Consider the following 24868-nt stretch of genomic DNA (forward strand, 5'->3'; position numbering starts at 1 on the left):
TGTTTTATATATTCTTAATGTCAATAATCGTGCCTTATTTATATCTATTTGATTTTCAAAATATTAATAAATTTGTTCTCGAAATTTTTTCCAATAATAGGATTTATTTGATCAAACCTATACATTAATTCCCCTTTTTGTAAATATGCTGTTCATTACGATATCCGGGTAAATTGCGATACCAGTCGGGGAACAAGGTTCCGCCATTTACTGCCCAGGGAACAAACTTATGGTAGGCTTTGGTAATGTCGCGCTTTTCCTTTGGATAGTCGAAACTCTGGTATAGGTTAATTGCCCAGGGAAGATTGTTGTGTGTAACATAGTATTTTCCCTGCTGGGGCATACTGGCATCTTCCCACATGCCAAAAAGCGCAGGGTTTGCTTTTGCAGTGGGCGGGTAGTTTGGCAGGTGGACTTCGTGTCCGCGCACCTTATTTACAATCATAAATGGATTAAACGCGCCAATGTTCAGGTCATTCATGGTAACAGCGCCAGGCTCAAATTGCAGATTGATAACTATTGTTACCGGATCAACATAAGGTGCATCAGGGTCGGTATTCACGCCTGTTCCTATTCCGGGGGGCTGCATTTGAGTAAATGTATTATCAAATACGATGATTGTGGCATTGGGCTGACCCGTTTCCAATCCCTTGCTGCTGAACTCAACAAAGCCTTCGGTCAGCCTCGATCCTGTAGCAGTAATTTTAGTCTGATCAACCGAAGCGGGCAACTGAAATCCAAATCCGTTCTCGAGGGCGGCTCCAAATGCCTGAATTGTGAAAGTTCCTGTAATGCTCACCACATGGTTTGTCATATCGGACTGTATCTCGAACTGGTAATCAATCACCAGGTCGTTAAAGTCGTAGTCGCCTTTGCCGGGCCAGAGGTCTTCGAAGGCCAATGTGCCGGGGCCGCTTGCCGGGTAGAGGTTTGTTAGTGGTTCTATAATATTTATGGTGAGCTGGGCCTTAGCGGGCAGATTATTCATATCCCTGATTGAATACTGAGTAACTATTGTACCAGTGAAACCCGCTACAGGAACAAACGTCATTGTCCCGGTTGCAGCATCAATGGTGATGATGCCCTGTGCAGCGGGGTCAGGAGCTGTTCCGGCCACAAGCTGAACGCTGTTGGGATTGATGGGTGCATCGCCGGCAATGTCGTTGGTTAGCACATTTATATCAAGTGGCTGGTTTTTAATACCTGTTGCAATATCATCGTTGGCCGTTGGCCCGTTCAGGGGCACAACATGCACTTCAGCCGTAGCAGAATTGTTAAGCGGGAATGGATCTGTTTCGGCAGCCGTGGCAGTAGCAGTGTTGTCGTAATTACCGGCAGGAAGTACCTTGGCAGTGATGGTCATAGAAAACATAATTCCTGGCGTCATGACTGGCAAAGTCCAATACGGTGCATTCCAGCTGCCGTGTGGCACATTAACCGAAACCAGCTGGTATCCGCTGGGCAACTGATCCTCAACCACAACATTTGTAGCTTGAATATTTCCCAAATTGTAAACCTTGATTGTAAATACCACATTGGCACCAACAATGGGGTTAGTGTTGTTTGATGTCTTTTCAACTTTAAGATCAATGGCATTGATTGCAATTATCTGTACAGACTTATAGTTGTTTGTTGTGTTATGATCGAGGTTGTCGCAAAAAATATCAGAGGAAATAACTAAGTTTCCACCCTGATTGACTTTTAATAGGAGAGAAAGGGTCACTACATCCCCGGTGGCAATGCTGCCAATTTCCCAATATCCGGGAGGGCTAAGAAAGTTTCCTCCACTTGCATTGAACGAAAGTATCTGTAAGCCGGGGTGCAAATGAACAGGTCCACGGGTTGCCAGAGCCATGTGCGGGCCATTGTTGGTTACACGAACCGTACAGCTTATTTCGGAGCCAACTATTGGTGTAGTATTCGAAACTTCAATCTGAACCTCGAGATCGCTGGTCTGACGTGGTGTTACAGTAGCCGCTGAACTATTATTGGCCATATTGAGGTCGGGCTGGTCACCGGAAATGGTGGCTGTGTTGGTGTAACTGCCTGTGGTAAGCACCATAGCTGTTAGCTGCAAGGTACGCAAAACGCCATTGGGAAGGCTGCCGATATTCCAGTTTGGCGCTTCCCAGGTTCCGGTGCTTGTTGATGCATTAATAAGTGTGTAACCATCAGGCAGCAGGTCTGTAACCACCACACCTGTGGCTGTGCCCTGCGATGCATTCCATGCGTTTATGGTGAATGTAACAACCTGATTATAATAAGGATTGTCAACGTCAACAGTTTTCTGAACAGCCAGGTCGTAGGCTGCGGTGGGTTGAAGTATGACAGTTACAGAGTTGTTGGAGGAATTAGGGTCATGGGTTTGCTGGCCTGCGTTACCAATGAGCTGATAAGGAGCTGATGATGTAACTTTCAATACCAAACTCAAAGAGGTAGTTTGGTTCGCTCCCAGATTGCCAACGGACCAGTTAGAGCCACTAAAAGTTCCCATCTGTGGGGTAGCCTGAACAAACTGAAATCCAGGGGAAATCGAAAAAGAAACATAGGACTGAATGGATGTTGACGGCCCGTTGTTTGTAAGCTGAACGTCCATGGTAACATTCTCGCCATACAGCGGGTTAATGTTCGAAGGTGTTATGGCCAGGGCCAAATCAGAAATCTGAGGATAAATGGTCACCGTAGCCGTGTTGTTTGCCGTATTGGGATCGGTTAACTCGCTCGAAACCGTAGCCGAGTTCACGTAGTTTCCTGTAGGCAGCACCCTTGCAACCAGGTTGAGGGTAGCCGTTTGCCCGGGATTGAGTTGCCATCCGCTAATATTCCAGTTGCTGGGCGAAAGTAATCCTCCGTGGGAAACCGTATGACTGTAATATTGCAAGCCCGAAGGCAGAAAATCGGTAACATTGATATTGGCCGGTACCCCAGGACCGTTGTTTTTTACCTGAATAGTGTAAGTAACAAGCTGATTAACCTGAGGATACTGATTGTCAACAACCTTGGTAATCTGCAGGTCGGATGTGGCCTGCACATTTGGCGTGACAGACGATTGATTATTGGCCGTTACGAGATCGGTATAATAATTACCTGTTGGCGAAAGGCTTGCCGTGTTGGTATAGCCCGGGCTACTCTTTACACGTACATACATAATCGCCTGCACTTCCTGAAAACTGCCCAGATCGCCAATATTCCAGTAAGGATTATTCCAATTTCCAATTTGAGGACTAACAGTCTGTAGTTCATATCCCGATGGGACCAGATCGTACACACGAAGACCTCTCGCAGTAAAAGAGCTATGGTTGGCCACTTTTATCAGGAAGCTCATTTGCTGCCCAACACCTACATTCTGCATGCTGGCCAGCTTGGTTACCGATACATCGCAGGGGGGCTGTTGCGGACCGCAGGGCTGAGAATATGCTGCACTGCAACTCTGAATTCTGGGCCCTGAAAACAAAGAAAGATTGGGCGAGGGACTGGCGCACCAATAGCCCAGTTCGGGAGCACCAACCAGTCCGTTTGTATTAATAGACCCGCTGGCTAAATAAATTGAATAAATTGACCCTTGTAAGGTTGAATTTGTGAGATTCAAATTGCCCGGGTAACCTGTGAACAGTTTTAATGCATTGACATTTATGTAAGATCCAGATAAAATCAGCTGATCCCCATTTTGCACACCTGACCCGGCATACAATCCGACATTGTTCATGATCGAAAAATTGGAACTGCTCCCAATTCCGCTCCACTGCATCCAGGAGGCCGAAGAAATACAGGCATTGTTCAAGTTAGCCCTTGTGTTGCCCACATACATCAGTCCGCCACTACGTACTATAGCATCAGTCCATTCTATGCTGCCATTCTCAAGCCTGATAAGCATCGCAGCCGTCGAATTGCCACTTACCTCCAGACTACCATTGTCAATCTTAAAAACGGTATTTGCACCGCTTTGATAAAGCATATAATTGGTAGCAATGCGCAAACGACCACCATTTGTGATTTCCAGTCTGCCATTCTGAACAATTTGTATGTGGTTGCTGTATTGCGTAACAGCATGTCCCGCCACAATTACCCGCATATTGGATGATAATGTTGGCACAGGAGCACCTGAGGCTCCTCCGCTGGTGGACCAGATGGCCGGATTGTTCCAGTCGCCACTGGCAATACTGATCCATGTGGGCTGCGCCGGCAAACTTGTGCAAACAGCGGCCACGAATAAAATCAGCACAATCCGTTTCATAGCTCAACCGGATTTGGTGACCTCAGGCAAAAATCCTGATTCAATTATTACTCAACTGAATATCAGGCAATAACACAAGGTCATTATTAAACACCATATCAAAGATACGACACAAATAGCCGCATTAACAAATGTTTAACAAAAATCGTGCTGAATTGCTAACTGCCTGTTATTGTGCAATTTAAAATGATAATTTAGGACTGCCGTAATCCCATTTCACTTACAATATTCCAAAATCGGGAAGAATATGAAAAGGCAGGGTTCCTGAAACAGCACACGATATAGCTCAGGGCTTCCAGAAGCCCGGGTGCAGAAGAGCCAGCAAAGTATATATTTCGAGTCTTCCGACCAGCATCAGGAACATGAGCAGCACTTTAGTGGATTCGGAAAGATGGGCAAAATTTGAAACAGGGCCAGTCGAGCCCAAACCCGGTCCGATACCTGCCATACATGTGGCCACCGATCCGGCAGAAGTAAGGCCGTCGTTGCCAAAAAATACCATGACAAAAGTGCCAGCCGCAAAAATGAAGATGTAGGTAATAATATAATTGATAATCGCCACCTGGCTTTCTGTTCGGAGCGCACTATTGTTAAGTTTAGTAACCACAACGCCCTGTGGATGCTGAATTTGCCTGAAGTATGCTCTGAGGGACCGCCAAAAGACCAGATGTCTTACCATTTTGATACCTCCGGCTGTTGAACCGGAACTACCCCCAAGAAACATCGCCAAAAAAATTAAAAACCATCCGTAAACCGGCCAGGCCAAATAATCGTCGGTGGCAAATCCGGTGCATGTAATGATCGAAACGGTTTGAAACATGGCATCGCGGAAGGATTTTTCCAGTCCCCGATCCGAGTTGGAGAACAGAATAAAAGTCAGGATGAAGCCAATTGCTAGGACAACTTTCAGGTAGAACCAGAACTCACTGTTGCCAAAGATTTTTTTTGGCATACCGGTTGCTAAATAGTAAAAAACGATATAGTTGGTTCCGCTCAGGAACATAAATACCATAATCACATATTGAATATAAGGTGAATAGCTTGCGATGCTGTCATTTTTAGGAGAAAATCCTCCTGTAGCTACTGTACCAAACGCATGGCACACACTTTCGAAAAGGTTCATGCCGCCAAAAAGAAGCAGGATCACCTCAAGAATCGTCAGCGAAACATAAATAATGATTAAAGTCAACCCAATCCTGCTTATGCGAGGTTGGATGCGTTCGTGGAAGGAAGACTCGGAAGAGAAAAGGTGGTAACTGCCTATTTTGAGCGATGGCAGCAGCACAACCACAATCAATACGATTCCTATTCCGCCAATCCAGTGTGTGAGGCTGCGCCAGAACAGCAAGGCTTTTGGCAAGCCTTCGATATCAGTAAGTATTGAGGCGCCAGTTGTTGTAAAACCCGACAACGACTCAAATAATGCATCAACCGGCTTGTTTATCAGACCAGAAAAAATATAGGGCAACGAACCGGCCAGCCCCATACTTACCCATGATAAAGTGACCGTTAGGTAGGCATCTCTTTTCGAAAAAACAGCTTCCTGATCAGAACCTCTTGAAATAAACAGTGCAATCCCTGATGCTAATGCGGTTAATGTTGCACTAAGCAACAAATACAGCCAGCCCTCGCGATAAATCCAGGCCACCGGAATACATAGAACAATAAATACAGATACAACTAAAAGGTTGGTATGCAGCACCTTCGCAATCACACTTTTGTTGAACATCAGCTTAATCCTTCGGAAAAACGGCGGCAAATGTAGAACTAAATGAACCGCATTGAATTTTTTGGAACACTTTTAACATTTGCGGCGATCCTGGAAACCTGAATGCGCAAAAAAAGGATTGACTGTTTCAAGTCAATCCTCTCCTAAAGTATGGTCGCAGCGCGGATTATTGTCCGCCACTCAGGCTATAAGCCCTCTGTCCGTCAATATAATAGAGGTTCTCGAGCTTGATCCACTTTAGTCCTTCAGCCTCAATGCGGCCGAGCAGTTCGCGGATCTGTGCATGAGTGGTCGGAGCGGAAGTGTCGCGGCGTTCGAAACGGCAGCGCCAGTGGTCGGTGCAGAATGTTTCAGGGAAATGACCGGGATAAACCAGCTGTCCACGGTTGCTGATCATTACCAGCTTCAAATCCTGACCTGCCAGGGCCTCCAGCTTGTTGCCAAGTGCTTGTGCATCAATCTTTCCATCGTGGATAAACACATCGCTGCCCACCAGTTCGGTATGCTGGTCGCGCACATCCTTGAAAGTAGGCTTCCTGAACTCCACGGCCACAGCATTGCTGTAATCGACGGCTCTCAGGGTCTGAGGTTTTTCGCCCAGTCTTTGTATCACGGCCTGGGCAAACTCCCGCGTACCCACTTCGGTGTACCTGGTTTCGCCGCTTTCTTTGATTTTACGCGCCAGGTCGTAAGTTACCACGCGGTCTTCGATGGTTCGGAGCCAGGCGTTGTGAATCTTTTCGGCCACGTCGTTCTGGCCAATGTGTTGAAGCATAAGTATTGCGCCATGCAACAAACCGGATGGGTTGGCCAGGTTCTGCCCTGCCCTGCGGGGTGCCGAGCCGTGGATGGCTTCGAACATGGCGTATTCGTCACCAATATTGGCACTGCCTGCCAGACCAACCGAACCAGCCACCTGCGCGGCTACGTCGGATGCTATGTCGCCATACAGGTTAGGCATCACAATCACATCAAAGTCGGCCGGGCTGTCGGCAATCTTGGCCATGCCAATATCGATGATCCAGTGTTCCTGCTCAATGTCGGGATATTCCTTGCCAACCTCATCGAACACCTTATGAAACATGCCGTCGGTCAGTTTCATGATATTGTCTTTGGTCATGCAGGTGAGCTTTTTCCTGCCCTGGCTGCGGGTGAACTCAAAGGCATAGCGGATGATTTTTTCGGTGCCCGGACGGGTGAGAATTTTCAGGCATTGAACCACTTCGGGCGTTTGCTGGTGCTCGATGCCGGCATACAGGTCTTCCTCGTTTTCGCGCACAATCACCAGATTCATTTTTGGATGAGCCGATGGTACAAAAGGATGATAGCTTACAGCCGGACGCACGTTGGCATAAAGACCAAAGGTCTTTCGGATGTTGACGTTTAGGCTCTTATACCCTCCGCCCTGCGGGGTAGTGATGGGCGCCTTCAAAAAGATCTTGTTCCGGCGGAGGGTTTCCATGTCTTCAGGGCTGATGCCCGAAGTATATCCTGCCAGATACACTTTTTCTCCCACTTCGATGTAGTCGGCTTCTAGGCGCGCACCGGCGGCCATCAGAATCTCCAGTGTGGCATCCATGATTTCGGGACCGATGCCGTCGCCCCTTGCAATTGTAATGCGTTGCTTTGTTTCCATCTGGGTTGTATTTACTTTTTAGTTATGAATGGTCTTTGCAGGTATCTGGCCTGTATCACCTGGTTTTCAGTACAGGAAATTTCTTTTTTAAATACTTCACTCTGTCTGCAAATTTAACAATTAGGCCAAAGCGCTACAAGTGCGGACGTCCCCATTGGCACAATAGCTATCTTTGCCAGAAAAAGAAGTACCAGGCATGTCGGTCGTAGTAAACAATGTGAGCAAGGTATATGGCACACAGTATGCCCTGCGGAATGTGAGCCTGACCATCAATCGCGGGGAGATCGTTGGACTGCTGGGACCCAACGGAGCCGGTAAATCCACTTTGATGAAGATTCTCACCTGTTTTATCCCGCCAACTTCGGGCACCGCAGCAGTGATGGGTTACGACGTGCAGGAGAATCCGCTTGAAGTGCAGCGTCTTGTGGGATACCTGCCCGAAACCAATCCGTTGTACACCGACATGTACATCCGCGAATACCTGGCTTTTGTGGCAGGGCTGCACAACATCAAAGGACAAGCAGCTAAATTGCGCATCGAGGAACTGATTGCCCTCACAGGTCTGGAAATCGAGATCCACAAGAAGATAGGCATGCTTTCGAAAGGTTACCGCCAGCGCGTGGGCCTGGCGCAGGCCATGATACACGACCCGCAGGTGCTCATACTCGACGAGCCTACCGCGGGGCTCGACCCCAACCAATTGCTCGAGATCCGACAACTGATTCAGGATCTGGGCAGGCAAAAAACCGTGATTCTTTCCACCCATATCATGCAGGAAGTGGAGGCAGTGTGCAACAGGGTGATCATCATCAACAAAGGAAGCATTGTGGCCGACGACACCACCGAAAACATTACCAAAAATACCGGCACCGAACTGATCGAGGTAGAACTTGGTCAAAGAGTTGACAAACAGGCGTTTACCACCATCGAAGGACTAAAACAAGCCCACCACCTCAAAGACAACATCTGGCAGCTTGAACCCCGCAAAGAAACCGACATCAGGCCTGGACTTATGCGCTGGGCAACCCGGAATAACATTACCATACTGAGCATGAAAAGCATTACCAGGAGCATGGAAGAATCTTTTCATCAGCTCACCGGAAAAAAATAAGTCCGGCGGCTCTTTGGTGCGCAGCAGGAAAACTTATACCTTTGCGGCCTGTTACCGGCCTGCTTCATCCAGATGTGGCTGCCCCGGTACTGTGGAAAGATTTGATTGATTGCAACCACGTAAAAAAATGCTAAAACAGTAGTTTGGCCGCTCAATCACTCCTTCCCGCAAACAATTAGGTTGTTAACTCAAAAAAGTTTGACATGGGATTTTTTTTCACTTCCGAATCAGTTTCCGAAGGTCATCCGGACAAAGTAGCCGATCAGATCTCGGATGCCGTGCTCGACGAAATGCTCCGCTTTGACCCCGAATCAAAAGTAGCGGTCGAAACCCTCGTGACCACCGGCCTGGCCGTTGTGGCGGGTGAGGTGAAGACGAAAGGTTATGTTGACCTTCAGCAAATTGTGCGCAACACCATTAACGAAATTGGCTATACCAAGGCAAGCTACCGCTTCGACGGCAACTCATGCGGTGTGCTCTCGGCCATTCATGAGCAGTCGCCCGATATCAACCAGGGCGTGGAGCGCAGCAATCCCGAACTGCAGGGCGCTGGCGACCAGGGCATGATGTTTGGCTATGCCTGCCGCGAGATGGACAATTTCATGCCCCTGAGCACAGAATTGGCACATCTTCTCCTGCAAGAGCTTTCAAAAATAAGGCGCGAAGGCCAGCAGATGACTTACCTCGGACCGGATGCCAAATCGCAGGTCACCATCGAATACGAAAATGGCTGGAAGCCCCTGCGCATCGATACGATTGTCGTTTCGACCCAGCATGATGATTTTGCCAGCGAAGCCGAAATGCTCCGCACCATTAAGAACGATGTAGTCAACATTTTGCTTCCGAGGGTAAAAGCACACCTGCCTGAAAAATACAAGCACCTGCTCGACAGTGCCGACATGAAACTTTTTGTGAACCCCACCGGCAAGTTTGTCATTGGCGGCCCCCATGGCGATTCGGGCCTCACAGGGCGAAAAATCATTGTGGACACCTATGGTGGACGGGGTGCCCATGGCGGAGGCGCTTTCTCGGGCAAGGATGCGTCGAAGGTTGACCGTTCGGCCGCTTATGCCGCCCGCCACATCGCCAAAAATATCGTAGCCGCCGGAATAGCCGACGAGGTGCTTGTGCAGGTGGCCTATGCCATCGGTGTGGCCGAGCCTGTTGGTTTCTACGTCAATACCTTTGGTACAGCTAAAGTCAAAGATGCAGATGGCCGCACACTTTCCGACGATAAGATCGCAGGCATCATCGCCCGCATTCCCTCGCTCGATCTCCGGCCCTACCACATCACCCGCCGCTTTGGTCTGAAGTTCCCGATCTTCAGGGAGACGGCAGCCTATGGCCACTTCGGACGCGAACCCTTCGAAAAAGAAGTTGAGCTATACTACGAGGACGAGCATACGCGGGTAGAAACCGATGCCAACGGCAACAAACGTTTCTTCAGGAAAGTAACCTTCTTCGGCTGGGAAAAAACCGATGCCGTTGACGACATCAGGAAAGCGTTCGGGATTTAGCGGCTCAAGGGAACAACTTATTAACTAAGACATTTCCCTCCTTTGAATTTCGGACCCATAACCCACAACACCCCGAAACTGGAACCATTTATCCAGGGCTTTGCTTTTGCTATGGCAGATCAGCGAACACAGGATGATTCAATTATCCTGCCGCCTCTTGGGTTTCCTTCGCTATTGCTCGAATGCAGCCCCGATACCAAATATGCTGAAAACTCCATTAGAAGCAACAATTGCCTGCTTATTGGAACGCATACACACCAGATAGCAATCCCCGGCCTTCACCTCAATTACCTGCGCATCGACTTTAAACCCTATGGGTTGTATAACCTGTTGTTGCTTGAAATGAGAACATTTGTAAACCAGGTTATTGATGCTAAAATCGTTTTCGGGGCGGAGGAAATGGAGTCGTTAATCAGTGATTTGGTCTCGTTAAAAACCAGGACTTCCAAAGCCAGAAGGGTAGAGCACTTTTTTTTAGAAATAGCTTCAAACCGCCAGACAACAAATCATCCAATCTATGATGAGGTTGCAGATAAGATACTATCATCCAACGGATTATCGAGAGATGTACATACATTCGGCCATCCCGGTTCACTTAGAAGTTTGGAGCGATATTTTAAAAATCACATTGGACTAACGATTAAAACCTTTCAAGGCGTTATCAGGCACAAATACATAATTGCTAAAATGGCAGAGAACCCCTCGTTTAAATGGAATGATCCCGCCCTTGATGGCATTTTTTACGACCAATCGCACTTTGACCGCGATTTTAAGAAATTCGAAGGCATCAAACCATCCAAATACAAGAGTTCTATCTCAATTTTCTGAGTTTCCGGCCTATCATGTGTCGCATTTTTACATAGCAGGATAGCGAATGTTGTCCACTTTTGTGGCCACAAACGAACCAAATTAAAATCCTTATGAAAATCCTGCATCCACACTATGCACTTGTTGCTGCATTTTGCTGTTATTCCTTGTTGCTTAATGCACAAATCAGCCCCGAAAGCATTTTGAAAAATGCTAAGAAAAAGACCGAGCGAAAAATTGAAAACCGGATAGAGCGCCGCATCGACAAGGCTGTTGATAAAACCCTCGACAATATTGAAAACGGCGCAGAAGGCGACAAAAAGAAAGAGCAGAAAGACAAGAAAACTGAACCGAAAGCAGAAAAACCAACTGAAAAAGATCAGACTGAAAAACCCAACAAAAATGACAAGGCAACCGAGGCCGAAAAACCTGAAGCAGAACAAAAGCAGGCATCCCCTCAGCTTGCATGGAATAAATATGATTTTGTACCCGGCACTGAGATTATTTTTGAAGACAATCAGGAAGGGGAACAAAACGGTGAGTTCCCGAGCAAATGGGATTTGGTAGAAGGAAATATTGAAAATGCAAATTTCAATGGAGAAAATGTTATCTATTTCATTAGTGTCAATGCTAACGGAGGTGGGGGTATTGTTCCACTTATCAAAAATAATACTGAAGATTACTTACCTGAAGAATTTACTGTAGAATTTGATGCTTATTTTACTGACCAACATTTGACATACTATTTGTTTTTTGCAGATTATAAAAATCAAAAAAAAATAAGCCGATCTGGATCAAACCAAGCATTATGGGCTGCCGAACAATATTTAAGGTTTACCCAAAATGGTGCTGATGGTAAAAACATTGCTTCTAAAACAATGCCAGACACAAAATCAAATACCAACATACCAAGATGGAGACATATTTCAGTTTCTTTCAACAAAAGAGCATTAAAGGCATATATTGATGATACTCGTATTCTCAATATTCCAAATGTTGAGTTTAATCCCACAGGAATTGGATTATCAACTCATAACCCTGATGGGAAAAGAGTTGGTTATATAAAAAACATCCGCATTGCCAAAGGTGCTGTTCCCCTGTATGATAAAGTACTTACAGATGGCAAATTTGTTACCACCGGCATAAAGTTCGATGTAAACAAAGCCACCATCAAAGCCGAATCTTTAGGCACCATTAACTATGTAGTGAAAATGATGCAGGATAACCCTACGCTAAAGTTTTCGGTAGAAGGGCACACCGACAGCGATGGCGACGAGGCATCCAACCTTAAGCTTTCTGAAGCCCGTGCTAAAGCCGTAATGGATAAACTTACAGAACTCGGAATTGCCAAAGATCGCCTTACTTCAAAAGGACATGGCGAAAGCAAACCGATGGCAGCCAACGATTCGCCCGAAGGTAAAGCGCAAAACCGCAGGGTTGAATTTGTCAAGTTTTAACTCTATAAACCGTTGATTATGAGAAGAATAATTATGGCTGTTTTGGCCGTGGGTTTTGGTTTTTCTGCATTCGCCCAACCCATTGCTATAAGCTTCAGCGATTTTTCTGAGATTGTTGGTTCAATGCAGATACAAGGTTTCTCCTCCCCATTTGAAATTACTGAAGAAGAGGATGAGTTTAATCGCTATGCAGCTACATTCCTTAATACCAAAGATTTTGTTTATATAAAGCTTGATCCCCGCAAAGGCGGAGTAGTTTGGCAGGATGCCCCATATAAATTAGGCAAATGGGATGCAGAATATGCGTTTTTGCGAACTCAGGCTACTTTGGCAATAGATTTGCCTGCTATTGAAGCCGTCCTGAGGATAAGCAGCAACAAATATACCCATCAGGCCGACCTTGAAGCCATTGCCTGGCAAACAGGACTTTTAGACCGGAATTTTGCAGCACTTCGCTGGCCCGATGAAATTCCTGAAGCATTTCGTCCTGAATGTGTAATTGTTGATGTTGAGCGTGTTGAATCTTCAACTGAAGGCTATGCAACCGAATACTTTCTTACAGTTTTGATGAGTAAGGAGCTGAAACAATCGGTAAAAAGGCTTCGCAGTCAGTACGAAGATAATGGGCATTACATTGTTTTTCCCGATAAAACTGCTCTGACCTCGCAGTTTGGCCATCTCGATGATCTTGACACCTGTTGCCGGGATGATGAAAAGCTTGTCATTTCATTTCAAATACCATAAATCGGCAAAAGATGAGCGTTGGAAAATACTTGATTGTACTGGCATTATCACTGATTCTTTTGCCTGATGTGAGCCTGGCAAACCGGGGAAAGATTAAAATTCTCGAAAAACTTTACACTGAAAAAGCCCCTCCGGATAAGATGAAAGCGGAGGTAGCTGACAAATGGATCAGACACAATCAGATGGTTGACCTGGTGGAAGCTGGTTATTTATCACGGATTCAGGATCTTGCGTACAAAATTGGCAACAACCAGAATCTTGAAGTTGATCAGAATGCCGCCAATACAATGAAGAATTTTATTCTTTCGGCATCATTTCATTGTATTCCTGACGAACTACCTGACGGGGTTGAAAATGAAAACAGTCCGGGAATACAAGCTGAATATTATTTCATGTTGAATTTTACACTCACCGATCCTCACACCATGATTATAATATCGAAATATATGCTGGAAGCAACATATAATTCTGCAACTCGCTTAAGTGCGCATGAACAAGCCGAACTCGCCTTTAAGTTGCTTGATGATCCGGGCATACCCAACATTGATCAGATTGAAGCCGATATTACAGCAAAAGCCGATTATCATGCTGCAAAAATCCGCTATGCGGGAACAGCCACTGCCAATGGTAAAAATACAGGAATGGTAACGGTTTCCGGCATCAGGAGTAATGTAATCGGGGAGGCAAAGAGTAATCCCATCTCGGCGTTTGAACTCAGGTGCGAAAAAGGAAAGTTTAAAAAAACCAATGCCCGTTTTGTTCGCTTCGAAGGCAATGAATACTTTCACGGAGGTCCCAATTCCATAAGCTTTGATTACGAAACGTACAACTGTGCTGATTTTGAAGATGATAAAACCGAGGAAAAGTTCACGCTGGTTCAGATAAGCCGCTTTGCAGGCCGAATTGACGAGGAGATTGTGCAGGAAGAAACCATTGAGTTTAATTGCGGGTCATACAACATTACAGCGCATTATTCGGCTCCAGGATTTGCCGATGCCAAAGTGGTGTGGAAAAATGTTAGTGTACTCATTCCTGATGATTTCTCGAAAATTCCGGTATATCAGGCCAAAGATTTTGAAAATGATGATGTTCCGGAAGTAATAGTACCCTATGCCATAAATATCCCGGGCTATGGTCTGGAATATTATCTGAGTGAGTGTATGGATGAACTTGAAATACCCGAGATTATTAGTCTGAGGGCTGGTCAGCCCGGAGCAGTTCTCTGGATCGATAAAGGAGAAGATGCGCTGAATAAATGTTCTGTCGAAAAAACTCCTGAAAATCCTTTTGTTCATCTGGTGCTGCAGTTTGACCTACATATCGGCGAAAATGAAGGCGATGGCGAACAAATTGCAGTGGGTACCGATTCTGAGTTCCCTAATGCCTATACATTTCCATGGAAAAGTATAGAGCCGGAAATAATTGAAAAACTACAATCGGGGCAATTTGCCGAAAAGAAACTCAGCAACAGATCCGGAGCAACACTTACCATAACATTTGATCCCAAATAGATTGAAAATAATTTACCTTTTACCTTTATCCTAAGAGAATGAATAATAATACAACTACTACAGTTTTCATTTTAGCACTTCTTTTATTGTTGAGTGTTTTCAGTGTCTCAATAGCCCAAAACAGTCCATGCAGTAAGCTCGACGAAACAAAAGTTGCTGAGCTGTTGCGCGAAGCAGCCCGGCTGGAAAAAGAAGGCGATGAAGACGGGTCGCAGGCTTTGATGACAGAGATTGGCTTATTGTATAATGCCGATCTTGAACAAGCCATACAACAGCCCATCCCCGATCCTCAGGGCCTATATTGTAAAGTCAATCCAACTGTAAGGCACATTGCCTGTATTCTTAAACTTACGGCCCGAGTTGAGCTGATGGGTAATCCCGAACTTTCGGCCAGGGGTATGCAACGCGCTAAGGAAGGTGTCGAGTTTTGGACAACTCAGTTTGCATACACCATGCCTCCTGAGGGAAACGAACGCTGTAATGAATATCTGGCCTGCATCTTCAAAGCGTTGTCTCAAAGATATTTAATCGGCGTCGAACACAATGAAGTGGACGATTTGCTTTGGGCAAAGGCCAATGTTATCATGGAAAAAGGGTGCAACCCCTGTGAAACCAAATGGGTGGCTGTTGGCAAAGTGGACATTGAATGGCGCAACGAAGATGAACATGTGACCATGGCCGGCTATGCACAATGGGAAAATTTTCACCTGATTGTCAATTTATCCCAGCTCGAGGAACAATGTATGCACCTGAAATACGATGACAGGCTTACCTTTCCGTATGCGTGCGATGGTGGCGTGGTTTCGCACAAGGGTGGAAAAATAACTACCCGCCTTACTTTGACAGATCCTGATCCCACATTTGCCACTGAAATTATTGATGGCGACCTGACCATCTGCTCCGAAAATACCCTTGCCCCTAAAGAGCTTCGCCTGATTTCGTACATCGGTTTTAATGGGCATGGTGAATCTGTTCAAATCAACATGACCGATAAAATAGCATTAATCAAAGCCCGAAAACCTTTTGAGGTAAGTGCAACCGTCGGCAATGAGGAAATACCAAGCTATCAGGCCCGGTTTAAGTTCATGTTTTATCCGGTAAGCGGTTGGGAAACGTCTGACTTTTAATATTTAAACGGATGTCAGATTCAGGTACCAGACAATTGGGGCTCAGGCTTGCTTTTGGGCTGGTTCTGCTATGGACTGCGGGTAATACATATGCACAGAAGCCTGCCTCAGGCGGTTCAACCGTGCCCGATGCGATGAAAAACATTCACTGGTTAAGCCATGCTTTTGGTGTTGGAACAATAATGGAGCTTTCCAAAAAACAAACCAGAACAGACGATACAACCTTCCGATTTGGAATAGAATGCAGTAAACCAGGTTTCGTGGGAACAAGCTCAAAACTCGGATTATTAAATAGCCTGACCGATGCAACCTATTCATCGATAAAAGAAAATGCCGGAAATCAAAAAGCCCTTAACCCGGATCTGCTTGAGCAAATCAGCTATAAGTATTTTGTTCATGATACCATAATAAGTATCGTTATCACCCATTCGCGCAATTACTACCGGAGCGAAGGCACCATGTTCTTTACTGTTCTTCACTTCGACCATAAAAATCAGCAACTGCTGAGCAATGACAAAATCTTTGAAGTATTTGCACTCAATAAGTCTGCTGTGCTTAATGCCTTTGCTGAGCAATGCATCTGGCCCGATGAAAGCCAACAGCCACTCTTCGAACACCTTTGGTTCGAAAACTTATGCAGGAGCGACTTGAACCTGTTGAAGATGTATTTGGATGACCGGCACCACGTTCACATCATTTATCCATTAGCAGAGAACGGTATTGAAGATGAAATTGTTTTGAAATAAAACATTGATTATAAACACATTAAAAATTTTTAACTGACAGAAACCATGAAAACAACATTCCTGCTGGCAATTATGCTTACCCTTGTCATGGGCTTGAATGCCCAAAAGGACGATTACATGAACCTCAAGCAATTCGACATCAAATCGGGTAAAGTAGTTTACAAGATTGAAGGAAAAACAAAAGGAACAAAAACCCTTTGGTTCGACGATTATGGCAGGTATCAGTATGAACACACCACAACGACAACAAAAATATTTGGCATCACAAGCAAGGAAGACAAGTTAAAAATCAGAGATAAGGAATGGATTTACGACATTAATCTGATTGAAAAGACCGGAACAAAAATGCGGGTTCAGGATGCAAACGAGATTCTTAATACAGTAACTAACTCAGCATCAGACGCGGAACTGAAGAAATTTGCCGCAGATATTCAGAAGGACATGGAAATTAAAGATGGGGGTACCGAAACCATCCTTGGCAAAACGTGCAAGCTTACCATCAGCGGCAAACTCAATTCCAAAATCTGGGAATATAAACGTATTCCGTTGAAAACTACGGTTGAACTTGGTGGTCTTGGATCAACTTCTGAGGAAGCAGTTTCATTCGAAGAAAACATCAGTATTCCTGCTTCCCAGTTTACTGTTCCTTCCGGAATCTCGCTGGAGTTTATCGACATGAAAAAAATGAACGGATTGATGGGAGTTCCTGACGATAACGACTAATCTGATTAGTATCCCGGGCGCATTTTACACACGCTTGTTTAGTTCAGGAACAGAAGTTCGTTATCCATTTCACTGATAATGATTAACTTGGCACTCTCAAATTAATCAGGCTTTTATTATGGACCACGAAAGCATCCGGAACTACTGCCTGAGCAAGCCGCAAGCTGCCGAGAGCTTGCCCTTCGACGATCAAACCCTCGTGTTCAAAGTGGGCGGCAAAATGTTTGCCGTGCTCGCGCTCGACGAACCAAATCTGGCATTAAAAGCCAGCCCGGATGAGGTGATGTTCAGGCTTGAACATTACCCTGAAGTGCAGCCTCCACGTTATTTCGACAAGCGACACTGGCATTTTGTGCATTTCGATAACCTGACAGACGAAAAACTGCTGCTCCAGTGGATCGACTGGTCGTACGAACTTATAGTCAGCAGCTTGCCAAAGAAAACCCGGATTGCGCTTAACCTGTAATTATTGCGCAAGGTGTTTCTGCAACAGTTTCTCCAGTGCTGGCTTTGGCCGCACTCCGACAAGCTGTTCAACTACTTTGCCATCCTTAAAAAGAATGATTGTGGGTATGCTCCGGATTCCAAATCTGGCAGCGATGGCCTGATTCTCGTCCACATTTACTTTTCCCACGGTAACTCTTCCCTGGTAATCGGAGGCAAGCGAACCCATTATGGGTGCAATCACCCGGCAAGGCCCGCACCATGGTGCCCAGAAATCAACCAAGGTGAGCCCATTGGCTATCGTTTGATCAAAATTGCTCCCGTTCAGCACCTGCACCGGGGCATCGGATTCATCGGCAGAGTGGCTGGTTAGCGCGCGGAACTGCCTAACCCTACGGTAAAAGAGCACCCCAAGGAGCACCAGCACAACCAACCAAAGCAGCAAAGTGTAGTCCATTGAATTTAGTTTTAAGAGGCAAAGTTAACCAAACCTTGTGAAAATATCGATTAATCTCGATTTATATAAAGGCTTCGTTATCAACATCTTAAGCCTTATTCTGGGTTATTGCTGTTTTCCTACTCAACGATACCCTTGTGTATAAGACAATTTTTTTGATTTTGGCAACTCATCTTGCTAAATTCGAAGTGCCAAAAACCATCATGCCATGAAAATCCTTGTGCTTGGAAACTATCCCCCACGTCAATGCGGCATTGCCACCTTCACTTACAACCTTGTGGAATCGCTCAGGACGGCTGCAGCGCAACACCGCCGAAAGCTGGATATCGGTGTGATTGCCATGAACGACAAAGGTTCAACCTATCCTTATCCAGAAGTGGTTGCCCGCACCATCCGCGACGACAATGCCTCAGCCTATGTTGAAGCGGCTGAATACATCAACCACAGTGGAGCCGATCTGCTACTGGTGCAGCATGAATACGGAATTTTCGGAGGCGAGAGCGGGGTATTTTTACTCAATCTTCTCCGACGGGTTCGCATTCCAATTGTGAGCACCTTTCACACGGTGCTCGAAAAACCCAGTTTTCACCAGCGTGAAGTATTGAGCCGCATTGCTGCATATTCGCAGTACGTGGTCATCATGAACAGCCTGGCTGTGGATTTTTTGAAGCAGGTTTTTGGCGTTCCTGCCGAGAAGATCGTTCACATTCCTCATGGCGTTCCTGATTTTGAGGCCCATCTGGACAAATTGGGCAGGCGACCTGCGCTTTGGGAGGGCCGCAAGGTGATGCTTACCTTCGGGCTGATCGGCCGAAGCAAAGGCATTGAAACGGTGATTAGGGCCATGCCGGAAATTGTAGCAAGGCACCCTGACATGCGCTATGTGGTGCTGGGAAAAACACATCCCCATGTGTTGAGGCTTGCCGGAGAGGAATACCGCAACATGCTGCAGGATCTGGTAATGAAGCTCAACCTGAGCGATCACGTGTTTTTCGACAATCGTTATGTGGACGAGCTCGAGCTGATGTCGTTGCTTTACCATGCCGATCTCTACGTAACGCCCTATTTGAACCGTGCACAAATAACCAGTGGCACGCTCAGCTATGCGGTCAGCGGGGGGTGTGCGGTATTCAGCACCCCTTACTGGCATGCCGAAGAACTGTTGCACCAAGGCCTGGGGATATTGTTCGATTTTCAGCGCAGCGATTTGCTGGCAAAAAAAGTGAATACACTGCTCGACCATCCGGATCAACTGGCTGCCTTGCAGAAAAAAGCTTTCGACTACGGCACCACCATCACCTGGCCTAAAGCGGGATTGCGCTATCTCGACACGTTGCGACTGGCTATCAGTCAGTTCACTTTCCGTGAAACCACCCCTACCCTTGCGCCCACCTATTCCACACTGCACCTGCAACGACTCACCACCAGCACCGGTTTGCTGCAACATGCCAAAGGCATCATTCCAAGTTTCGAGCATGGCTATTGCCTCGACGACAACGCACGTGCGGCACTTTGCCTGCTGATGGCTCATGAGGCCGGTATCGAGCCGCTCGACACACAGCTGGTCTCGACCTATCTGGCATTTGTAGCCCATATGCAGGAAAGCAATGGCGCTTTCAGCAACTACCTTTCTTTCGACCGGAAAAAGTTCGATCAGGATTTTTCCGACGATGCTTACGGCAGGGCCATGTGGCTACTTGGTTACCTCATCAATCATGCCCCTTGCGATGCCCTGTTCATGACGGCTCACGAAATGTTCCACCGCTCGCTCCCACATATCGACAAGCTGAAATACGCCAGAGGATATGCCAACCTGATTTTTGGACTGCTCGAATACCACCGTAAATTTCCCGATCAGGAACGCATCATCCACCTGATCAAGAACCTTTCAGACACCCTAGTCCTGCGATATCATCAGCACAAACGGGATTGGTGGCACTGGTTCGAAGATGCCCTGACCTACGACAACGGACTAATCCCAGCATCGCTCTATGCTTCCTATCAGCTGCTGCGCGACGAAAACTACCTGGCGGTTGCCGAAACCACACGTCAGTTCCTTGAGAGTAAATGTTTTATCAACCCCTGGCTCAGCCTGATTGGCAACCACCGCTGGCTGCGGTTCGACAGCACCTACGAGCTCTATGCACAGCAACCCATCGATGCGTATGCCATGGTTGCCATGTACGAACAGGCCTACCTTGCAACGGGCAATGAAGCGTTTAAGCAGAAAATGCGGCAGTCCTATGCCTGGTTTCACGGCGAAAACGACCTGAACGTCAGTGTCTTCGACATGGAAACCAAAGGCTGCAACGATGGCATTGAACCGCGGAACATCAACCGCAACCAAGGGGCTGAGAGCACCGTTGCTTACCTCATGGCAACAGTCATCGTGCGTAGGTTAGGTGTCGTTTAGCGTCCAAGCAGTCTCTGCAGTCTGAGCAAAAGCAAATTTCGGTCGATGGGTTTTCGGATGTAGTCGGCAGCGCCCAGGCTCAGGCCTTTGGCTTCGTCTTCGGGGCTGGTGTGGCCCGACAAAAAGACCACAGGAATCTCTATCTTGTTTTTCTTGATAAATTCCAGCATCTGGTAGCCGTCGAAGTTGGGCATGGCAATGTCGGAGAGGATGACGTCGAAACTGCCTTTGCTGATTTGCATCAGCGCCACAATGCCGTCGGGTGCAATTTCCACATCGTAGCCGTCGGCCTTCAGGATTCCGGCAATCACTTTCTGGTTAATTACCTCATCTTCAACCACCAGCACACGGGCTTTGGCTTTTCCTTCCTTGCGCCGGCCAAGCTTGAGGTCGGAGGGCACCAATGCCGTCAGCAATTCTTTAAGCGGCACAGTGCAATAGGTGGAAGCTGTATCGGACATGGCATAGGGTATCACCAGCTCGTCGTTGTTGATGATTGAGCCGCAGGAATAAACCACATTGGGCACATAGCCCTCGCGTTCTTCCTCGTTGGGCGAGATCAGAGGTTCACAGAGCTGGCCAATGACCTTGGTGGGGTCGTCGAGATCGAGGAGCATGGCGCTGATTACATATTTTCGCATGGTGCCCACACCGTGGGTGATCACCAGCCAGCCATACTCGGTTTCGATGGGCGAACCGCAGTTACCCACCTGGATAAACTCCCAGGGATAGGTTGGCCCCTGAAGTTTGATGGCTTCGCCCCAGCGGTTGATGTCGTCAGAAAACATGATGTAGTTGTTCACCCCGTCGATGCGTGCGAGCATGGCATATTTTCCGTTGATCTTCCTGGGGAAAAGCGCCATGCCTTTGTTCTGGGCGTTTTCGCCATGGATGGGCATCACCTTGAACTGGTAAAAATCCTTTGTTTCGATGAGCTTAGGCATGATGCTAAACCCATTGTAGGCCGTGTAGGTGGCGTAATACCTCACCCTGCCATCGTCGTCGGTAAATTTTACGAAACGCGCGTCTTCGATGCCATTGCTTTCTGCGGCTGCGATGGGAAAGATGACGCGGTCGGAGATGCCGGTGTCGAGCGAGAAAGATATTTCGTAGTGCGAGTCGCCCAGCCAGGTGATGGTTTGCATGATTTTGAGCTCAGCTTCGCTGGGGCGCAGTTCCCGTTTGGTTTCGTCGATGGCACGATAAAGTTCGTTGTAGTCAAACTCTTCCCGCAGTTTATCCATCACGTGTCTGACGATATGGTGATCGGCATGCATTTCGCGGAGCTTCTCCATAAACTCGCTCTTTCGATAAATGAAATTGCGCACCGTTTCGGCCTCATCAATCAAGCGGCCTGTGGGCACAAGGTGCAGGTTGTTGTCCTTGTCGAGCACACCCCCGCGAAAAACTACCGAACTGATGTGGCCCTCACCTGTGGCCCTGAAACTGATGATGACCCGTTTCTGACCCTCCATCAAACCGGTCTGGTCGGGGTCTTCCACCATAGAGGGATTAAAAAATGCGGCCGACTCTATGCTGTATTCCGAGGTAAAATAGGCGCCTATGAGCAACTGTTTGGCTTGACTAAGCGCATCGAGGTCGCCAGCCCGGCCGTTCATGATTTCGCGCACACGCTCAAAGTGCCGGCGAAAAACCTTTGAAATATTCCTGTGTCTGGACGAAAAATCGCGCAGCGACTGATTCAGGGTGAGCCGTGCGGCCTCCTCGGGCATGTCGGCTACTTTGCCGATGATGCTTTGCACCCTGCTCTCCGGACCAGGGAAGAAAAACCTGACAATAACTCTGCGCGGATCGCTCACAAATCGGATGGGCTTGCGGTGGACTGTCGTGCTCATAAGCTGGTTTTTAGTGGTTTGAAGCGTAAAATTAGTTTCGATCTACCAAAAAACCAAAAGATATTTCAATTCAGCAGCCCATGAAAATATCGGTCGTGACGGTTGTTATCTTTATTGCAGGTCGTTGTTTATGAGTGTTTTACTGCTCCCTGCAAAAGGACGTGACCTCCAGAAGTTTCTCGGATTGTCCGCAAAAAAGCCGTCCAGTTCGGGCGAAAACTGCACCCTTGTGCTGTCGGGAAGGTTCAGATGCACATTGATGCGTTGTGCCCGAAGACCTTGCTGTGCGTCGAACCCAAACCAAACGGGAATATAAAGCGTATCATTCCTGAATTCTATCGGAAAATCAAGGCTTCTGCTGCGCTGACGGGCCAGATCTTCATCTTCCCCGCTGGCAATTGCCTCTACGATCAAAGCCGGACCTACTTCTGGTTTTGAGGTCTGAATATAAAAATGTGGCATGGCATAAACTTTTTGTATATGCTTTCGCCTGTCGAACATAAACCTCTGGTTTTCAATTACAAGCATTGGTTCTCCTTTAAATTTTCCGGCATCACGGGCATGAACGACCACCTGGTTGGCAACTTCGATTTTCTGGTTTACGAGTTCTGTTCCGGATTTTTCCCTGAAATCGGAGCCAAGCTTGTAGCCGGTGTACCCTAGGCCAACAACCGACAGCACCCACAGCACTCCGGCAATGTGTCCCAAACCGGGCAACCGAAAATTGTGGCCGATGATGAGTTGCAACGCAACATAAACAAACATTGCCAACGGAATGAGCACAAAACCTCCCAGGGCAATCCCTCCCAACTGCGCCAGTGATGGATCGGGGAGAATCAGGTTTGCCATGTTCGAAAGCGAAACCGGTATCTCCAGGTCCTCAAAAAACACGAATCCGTCCCAACCAGAGATAAATGCAATGGTGACGGCCAGCAGTGCCGTCCCTACAATGAAAAATACAACCCCGACAAGAATCGAAAGGATTCTAAGCAATGTTTTGACAAAGCTGCCCAGGTATGGACCGGCCTGCCGGCCTGCATTTCGCAATCCCTGTCCAGCCTCTGCACCCATCTGATTCATTTTGCGGCCAAGGCGTTCTGCTTCCTCCCTGATGTTGCGCTCTATGTTCTCAACGTTCACGGGTTGCCCTTTCATTTTCAGCTTGTCGGCCGTGCTTAATGCTTCGGGCGTGATGACCCATAACACCACGTAAGCGATAAGACCAATGCCTGAAATTAAGGTAAATATTACAAACAATAACCTGAAAATCAGAGGATCAACATTGAAATAATGCCCAAGCCCCGCTGCAATACCAGCCAGCTTTTTATTCTCCGGATCGCGAAAAAACTGTCTGTATGCACTTCGTTCAAATCCGCTTTGAGCACTACCCGGCCTGCCCTCCAGGCCTGAGGAAGGCATCACAGGCATCAGCGCCCACATAATTATGTAAACCAACGGTCCCACCCCGCTTGCAAAAAGTAATATCACAAACAAAATACGTGGCACCAGCGGGTCGATGCGGAAGTAATTGCCAAGACCGGCAGCCACCCCGGCTAGCTTGGCATTGGCCACATCGCGGTACAACCTGCGCGAACCCGATGATTGCGCTCCGGCCCCAGGTTCAGCCTTTTTGCTCTCTGTTTCCGCCGAGCCCGATGCATCCCCATCCATCTGCCAGGGCTGTCCGAGCACCGCAATCACATGTTCTACCTCGGCCAGTTCAATCACTTGTTTCTGCTCGTTCACATATTGCTGAAACAATTCTGCAATCCGGCTTTCAATGTCACTGATAATCTCTTCCTGGCCGCTGCGTCCGGCAAAATGCGCACGCAACTCATGCATGTATTGGTTTAAACGGGTATAAGCTTCCTCGTCGAGGACAAACATCAACCCACTGATGTTTACACTGATGGTCTTATTCATTTTTAATTGGTTTTTGATTCGTTAATCTGGTTTTTTAATATGGATTCCACCGAAGCTGTCAGTTGCTGCCAGCCTGTTTGAAGTTCATCCAACAGGGCAGTACCCTTGTCGGTAATCCTGTAATATTTTCGTGGTGGCCCCGACCGGCTTTCCTCCCAGCGGTAGGTGAGCAGGTCGTCGTTTTTGAGCCTGCTCAGCAATGGATATAGCGTGCCCTCGACTACCAGCAGACTGGCCTGCTTCAACTCGTCGATGATATCCGAAGCATAGGCCTCTTCCCTTTTGTGTATGATGGCCAGGATGCACATCTCGAGCACCCCGCGTCGCATCTGCGATAAATTGTTCTCTGTGTTCATGGCGCAAAAATAATAACTTTCCAGTACCTTGTATTACATAGTACATATTTTTCTAAAATATTTTTCGACCCAAAGTT

General features: G+C 47.1%; 18 protein-coding genes. 11 read left to right on the forward strand and 7 right to left on the reverse strand.

Translation table 11 applies throughout. From position 1 onward, the window contains the following. Positions 1–124 precede the first annotated feature (124 nt). The 3 genes from IPM52_07110 to IPM52_07120 form a co-directional block, all read right to left on the reverse strand. The gene (locus tag IPM52_07110) at positions 125–4234 is read right to left on the reverse strand and encodes an LruC domain-containing protein (GenBank protein ID MBK9291378.1); all 4110 of its coding nucleotides are present in this window, start codon (positions 4232–4234) and stop codon (positions 125–127) included. A 286-nt stretch (positions 4235–4520) separates the two neighbouring features. Continuing rightward, positions 4521–5963: a TrkH family potassium uptake protein gene (locus IPM52_07115; GenBank protein MBK9291379.1), complete on the reverse strand. Its 1443-nt coding sequence runs from the start codon at positions 5961–5963 to the stop codon at positions 4521–4523. A gap of 166 nt (positions 5964–6129) precedes the next feature. Next, positions 6130–7599, reverse strand: a complete 1470-nt coding sequence (locus IPM52_07120) for an NADP-dependent isocitrate dehydrogenase (protein ID MBK9291380.1) — start codon at positions 7597–7599, stop codon at positions 6130–6132. A gap of 196 nt (positions 7600–7795) precedes the next feature. On the opposite strand from IPM52_07120, the gene gldA reads away from it, so the two are divergent. The 10 genes from gldA (at position 7796) to IPM52_07170 (ending at position 17808) form a co-directional block, all read left to right on the forward strand. Continuing rightward, complete coding sequence (gene gldA / locus IPM52_07125; GenBank protein MBK9291381.1) at positions 7796–8710, forward strand: gliding motility-associated ABC transporter ATP-binding subunit GldA; 915 nt, start codon at positions 7796–7798, stop codon at positions 8708–8710. A 203-nt stretch (positions 8711–8913) separates the two neighbouring features. Beyond that, the gene (locus tag IPM52_07130) at positions 8914–10227 is read left to right on the forward strand and encodes a methionine adenosyltransferase (protein MBK9291382.1); all 1314 of its coding nucleotides are present in this window, start codon (positions 8914–8916) and stop codon (positions 10225–10227) included. Between the two features lie 42 nt (positions 10228–10269). Beyond that, positions 10270–11055: an AraC family transcriptional regulator gene (locus tag IPM52_07135; GenBank protein MBK9291383.1), complete on the forward strand. Its 786-nt coding sequence runs from the start codon at positions 10270–10272 to the stop codon at positions 11053–11055. A 92-nt stretch (positions 11056–11147) separates the two neighbouring features. Then, the gene (locus tag IPM52_07140) at positions 11148–12491 is read left to right on the forward strand and encodes an OmpA family protein (GenBank protein MBK9291384.1); all 1344 of its coding nucleotides are present in this window, start codon (positions 11148–11150) and stop codon (positions 12489–12491) included. An 18-nt stretch (positions 12492–12509) separates the two neighbouring features. Next, positions 12510–13235: a hypothetical protein gene (locus tag IPM52_07145; GenBank protein ID MBK9291385.1), complete on the forward strand. Its 726-nt coding sequence runs from the start codon at positions 12510–12512 to the stop codon at positions 13233–13235. An 11-nt stretch (positions 13236–13246) separates the two neighbouring features. After that, a complete protein-coding gene (locus IPM52_07150; protein ID MBK9291386.1) occupies positions 13247–14746 on the forward strand; it encodes a hypothetical protein in 1500 nt (499 codons plus the stop codon). A 38-nt stretch (positions 14747–14784) separates the two neighbouring features. Next, the gene (locus IPM52_07155; GenBank protein MBK9291387.1) at positions 14785–15873 is read left to right on the forward strand and encodes a hypothetical protein; all 1089 of its coding nucleotides are present in this window, start codon (positions 14785–14787) and stop codon (positions 15871–15873) included. A gap of 11 nt (positions 15874–15884) precedes the next feature. Next, entirely contained in the window at positions 15885–16619 is a 735-nt protein-coding gene (locus tag IPM52_07160; protein MBK9291388.1) for a hypothetical protein, read from the forward strand. Positions 16620–16664: 45 nt separating this feature from the next. Beyond that, a complete protein-coding gene (locus IPM52_07165) occupies positions 16665–17342 on the forward strand; it encodes a hypothetical protein (GenBank protein MBK9291389.1) in 678 nt (225 codons plus the stop codon). Positions 17343–17460: 118 nt separating this feature from the next. Then, complete coding sequence (locus IPM52_07170; GenBank protein ID MBK9291390.1) at positions 17461–17808, forward strand: MmcQ/YjbR family DNA-binding protein; 348 nt, start codon at positions 17461–17463, stop codon at positions 17806–17808. On the opposite strand, the gene trxA is transcribed toward IPM52_07170, so the two are convergent. Beyond that, positions 17809–18243, reverse strand: coding sequence for a thioredoxin (trxA, locus tag IPM52_07175; protein MBK9291391.1), 435 nt, complete (start codon positions 18241–18243; stop codon positions 17809–17811). It abuts the gene before it with no gap. 208 nt (positions 18244–18451) lie between these two features. Here trxA and IPM52_07180 point away from each other — a divergent pair, with 208 nt between their 5' ends. Then, complete coding sequence (locus IPM52_07180) at positions 18452–20656, forward strand: glycosyltransferase family 4 protein (protein MBK9291392.1); 2205 nt, start codon at positions 18452–18454, stop codon at positions 20654–20656. On the opposite strand, the gene IPM52_07185 is transcribed toward IPM52_07180, so the two are convergent. The 3 genes from IPM52_07185 to IPM52_07195 form a co-directional block, all read right to left on the reverse strand. Next, positions 20653–22512, reverse strand: coding sequence for a response regulator (locus IPM52_07185; protein ID MBK9291393.1), 1860 nt, complete (start codon positions 22510–22512; stop codon positions 20653–20655). The genes IPM52_07180 and IPM52_07185 overlap by 4 nt on opposite strands. Before the next feature lie 111 nt (positions 22513–22623). After that, complete coding sequence (locus tag IPM52_07190) at positions 22624–24435, reverse strand: PspC domain-containing protein (GenBank protein MBK9291394.1); 1812 nt, start codon at positions 24433–24435, stop codon at positions 22624–22626. A gap of 2 nt (positions 24436–24437) precedes the next feature. Further along, positions 24438–24791: a PadR family transcriptional regulator gene (locus tag IPM52_07195; GenBank protein MBK9291395.1), complete on the reverse strand. Its 354-nt coding sequence runs from the start codon at positions 24789–24791 to the stop codon at positions 24438–24440. Between the last annotated feature and the right edge of the window lie 77 nt (positions 24792–24868).

It is taken from the genome of Bacteroidota bacterium (assembly GCA_016715945.1).
Lineage (GTDB): Bacteria > Bacteroidota > Bacteroidia > Bacteroidales > F082 > JALNZU01.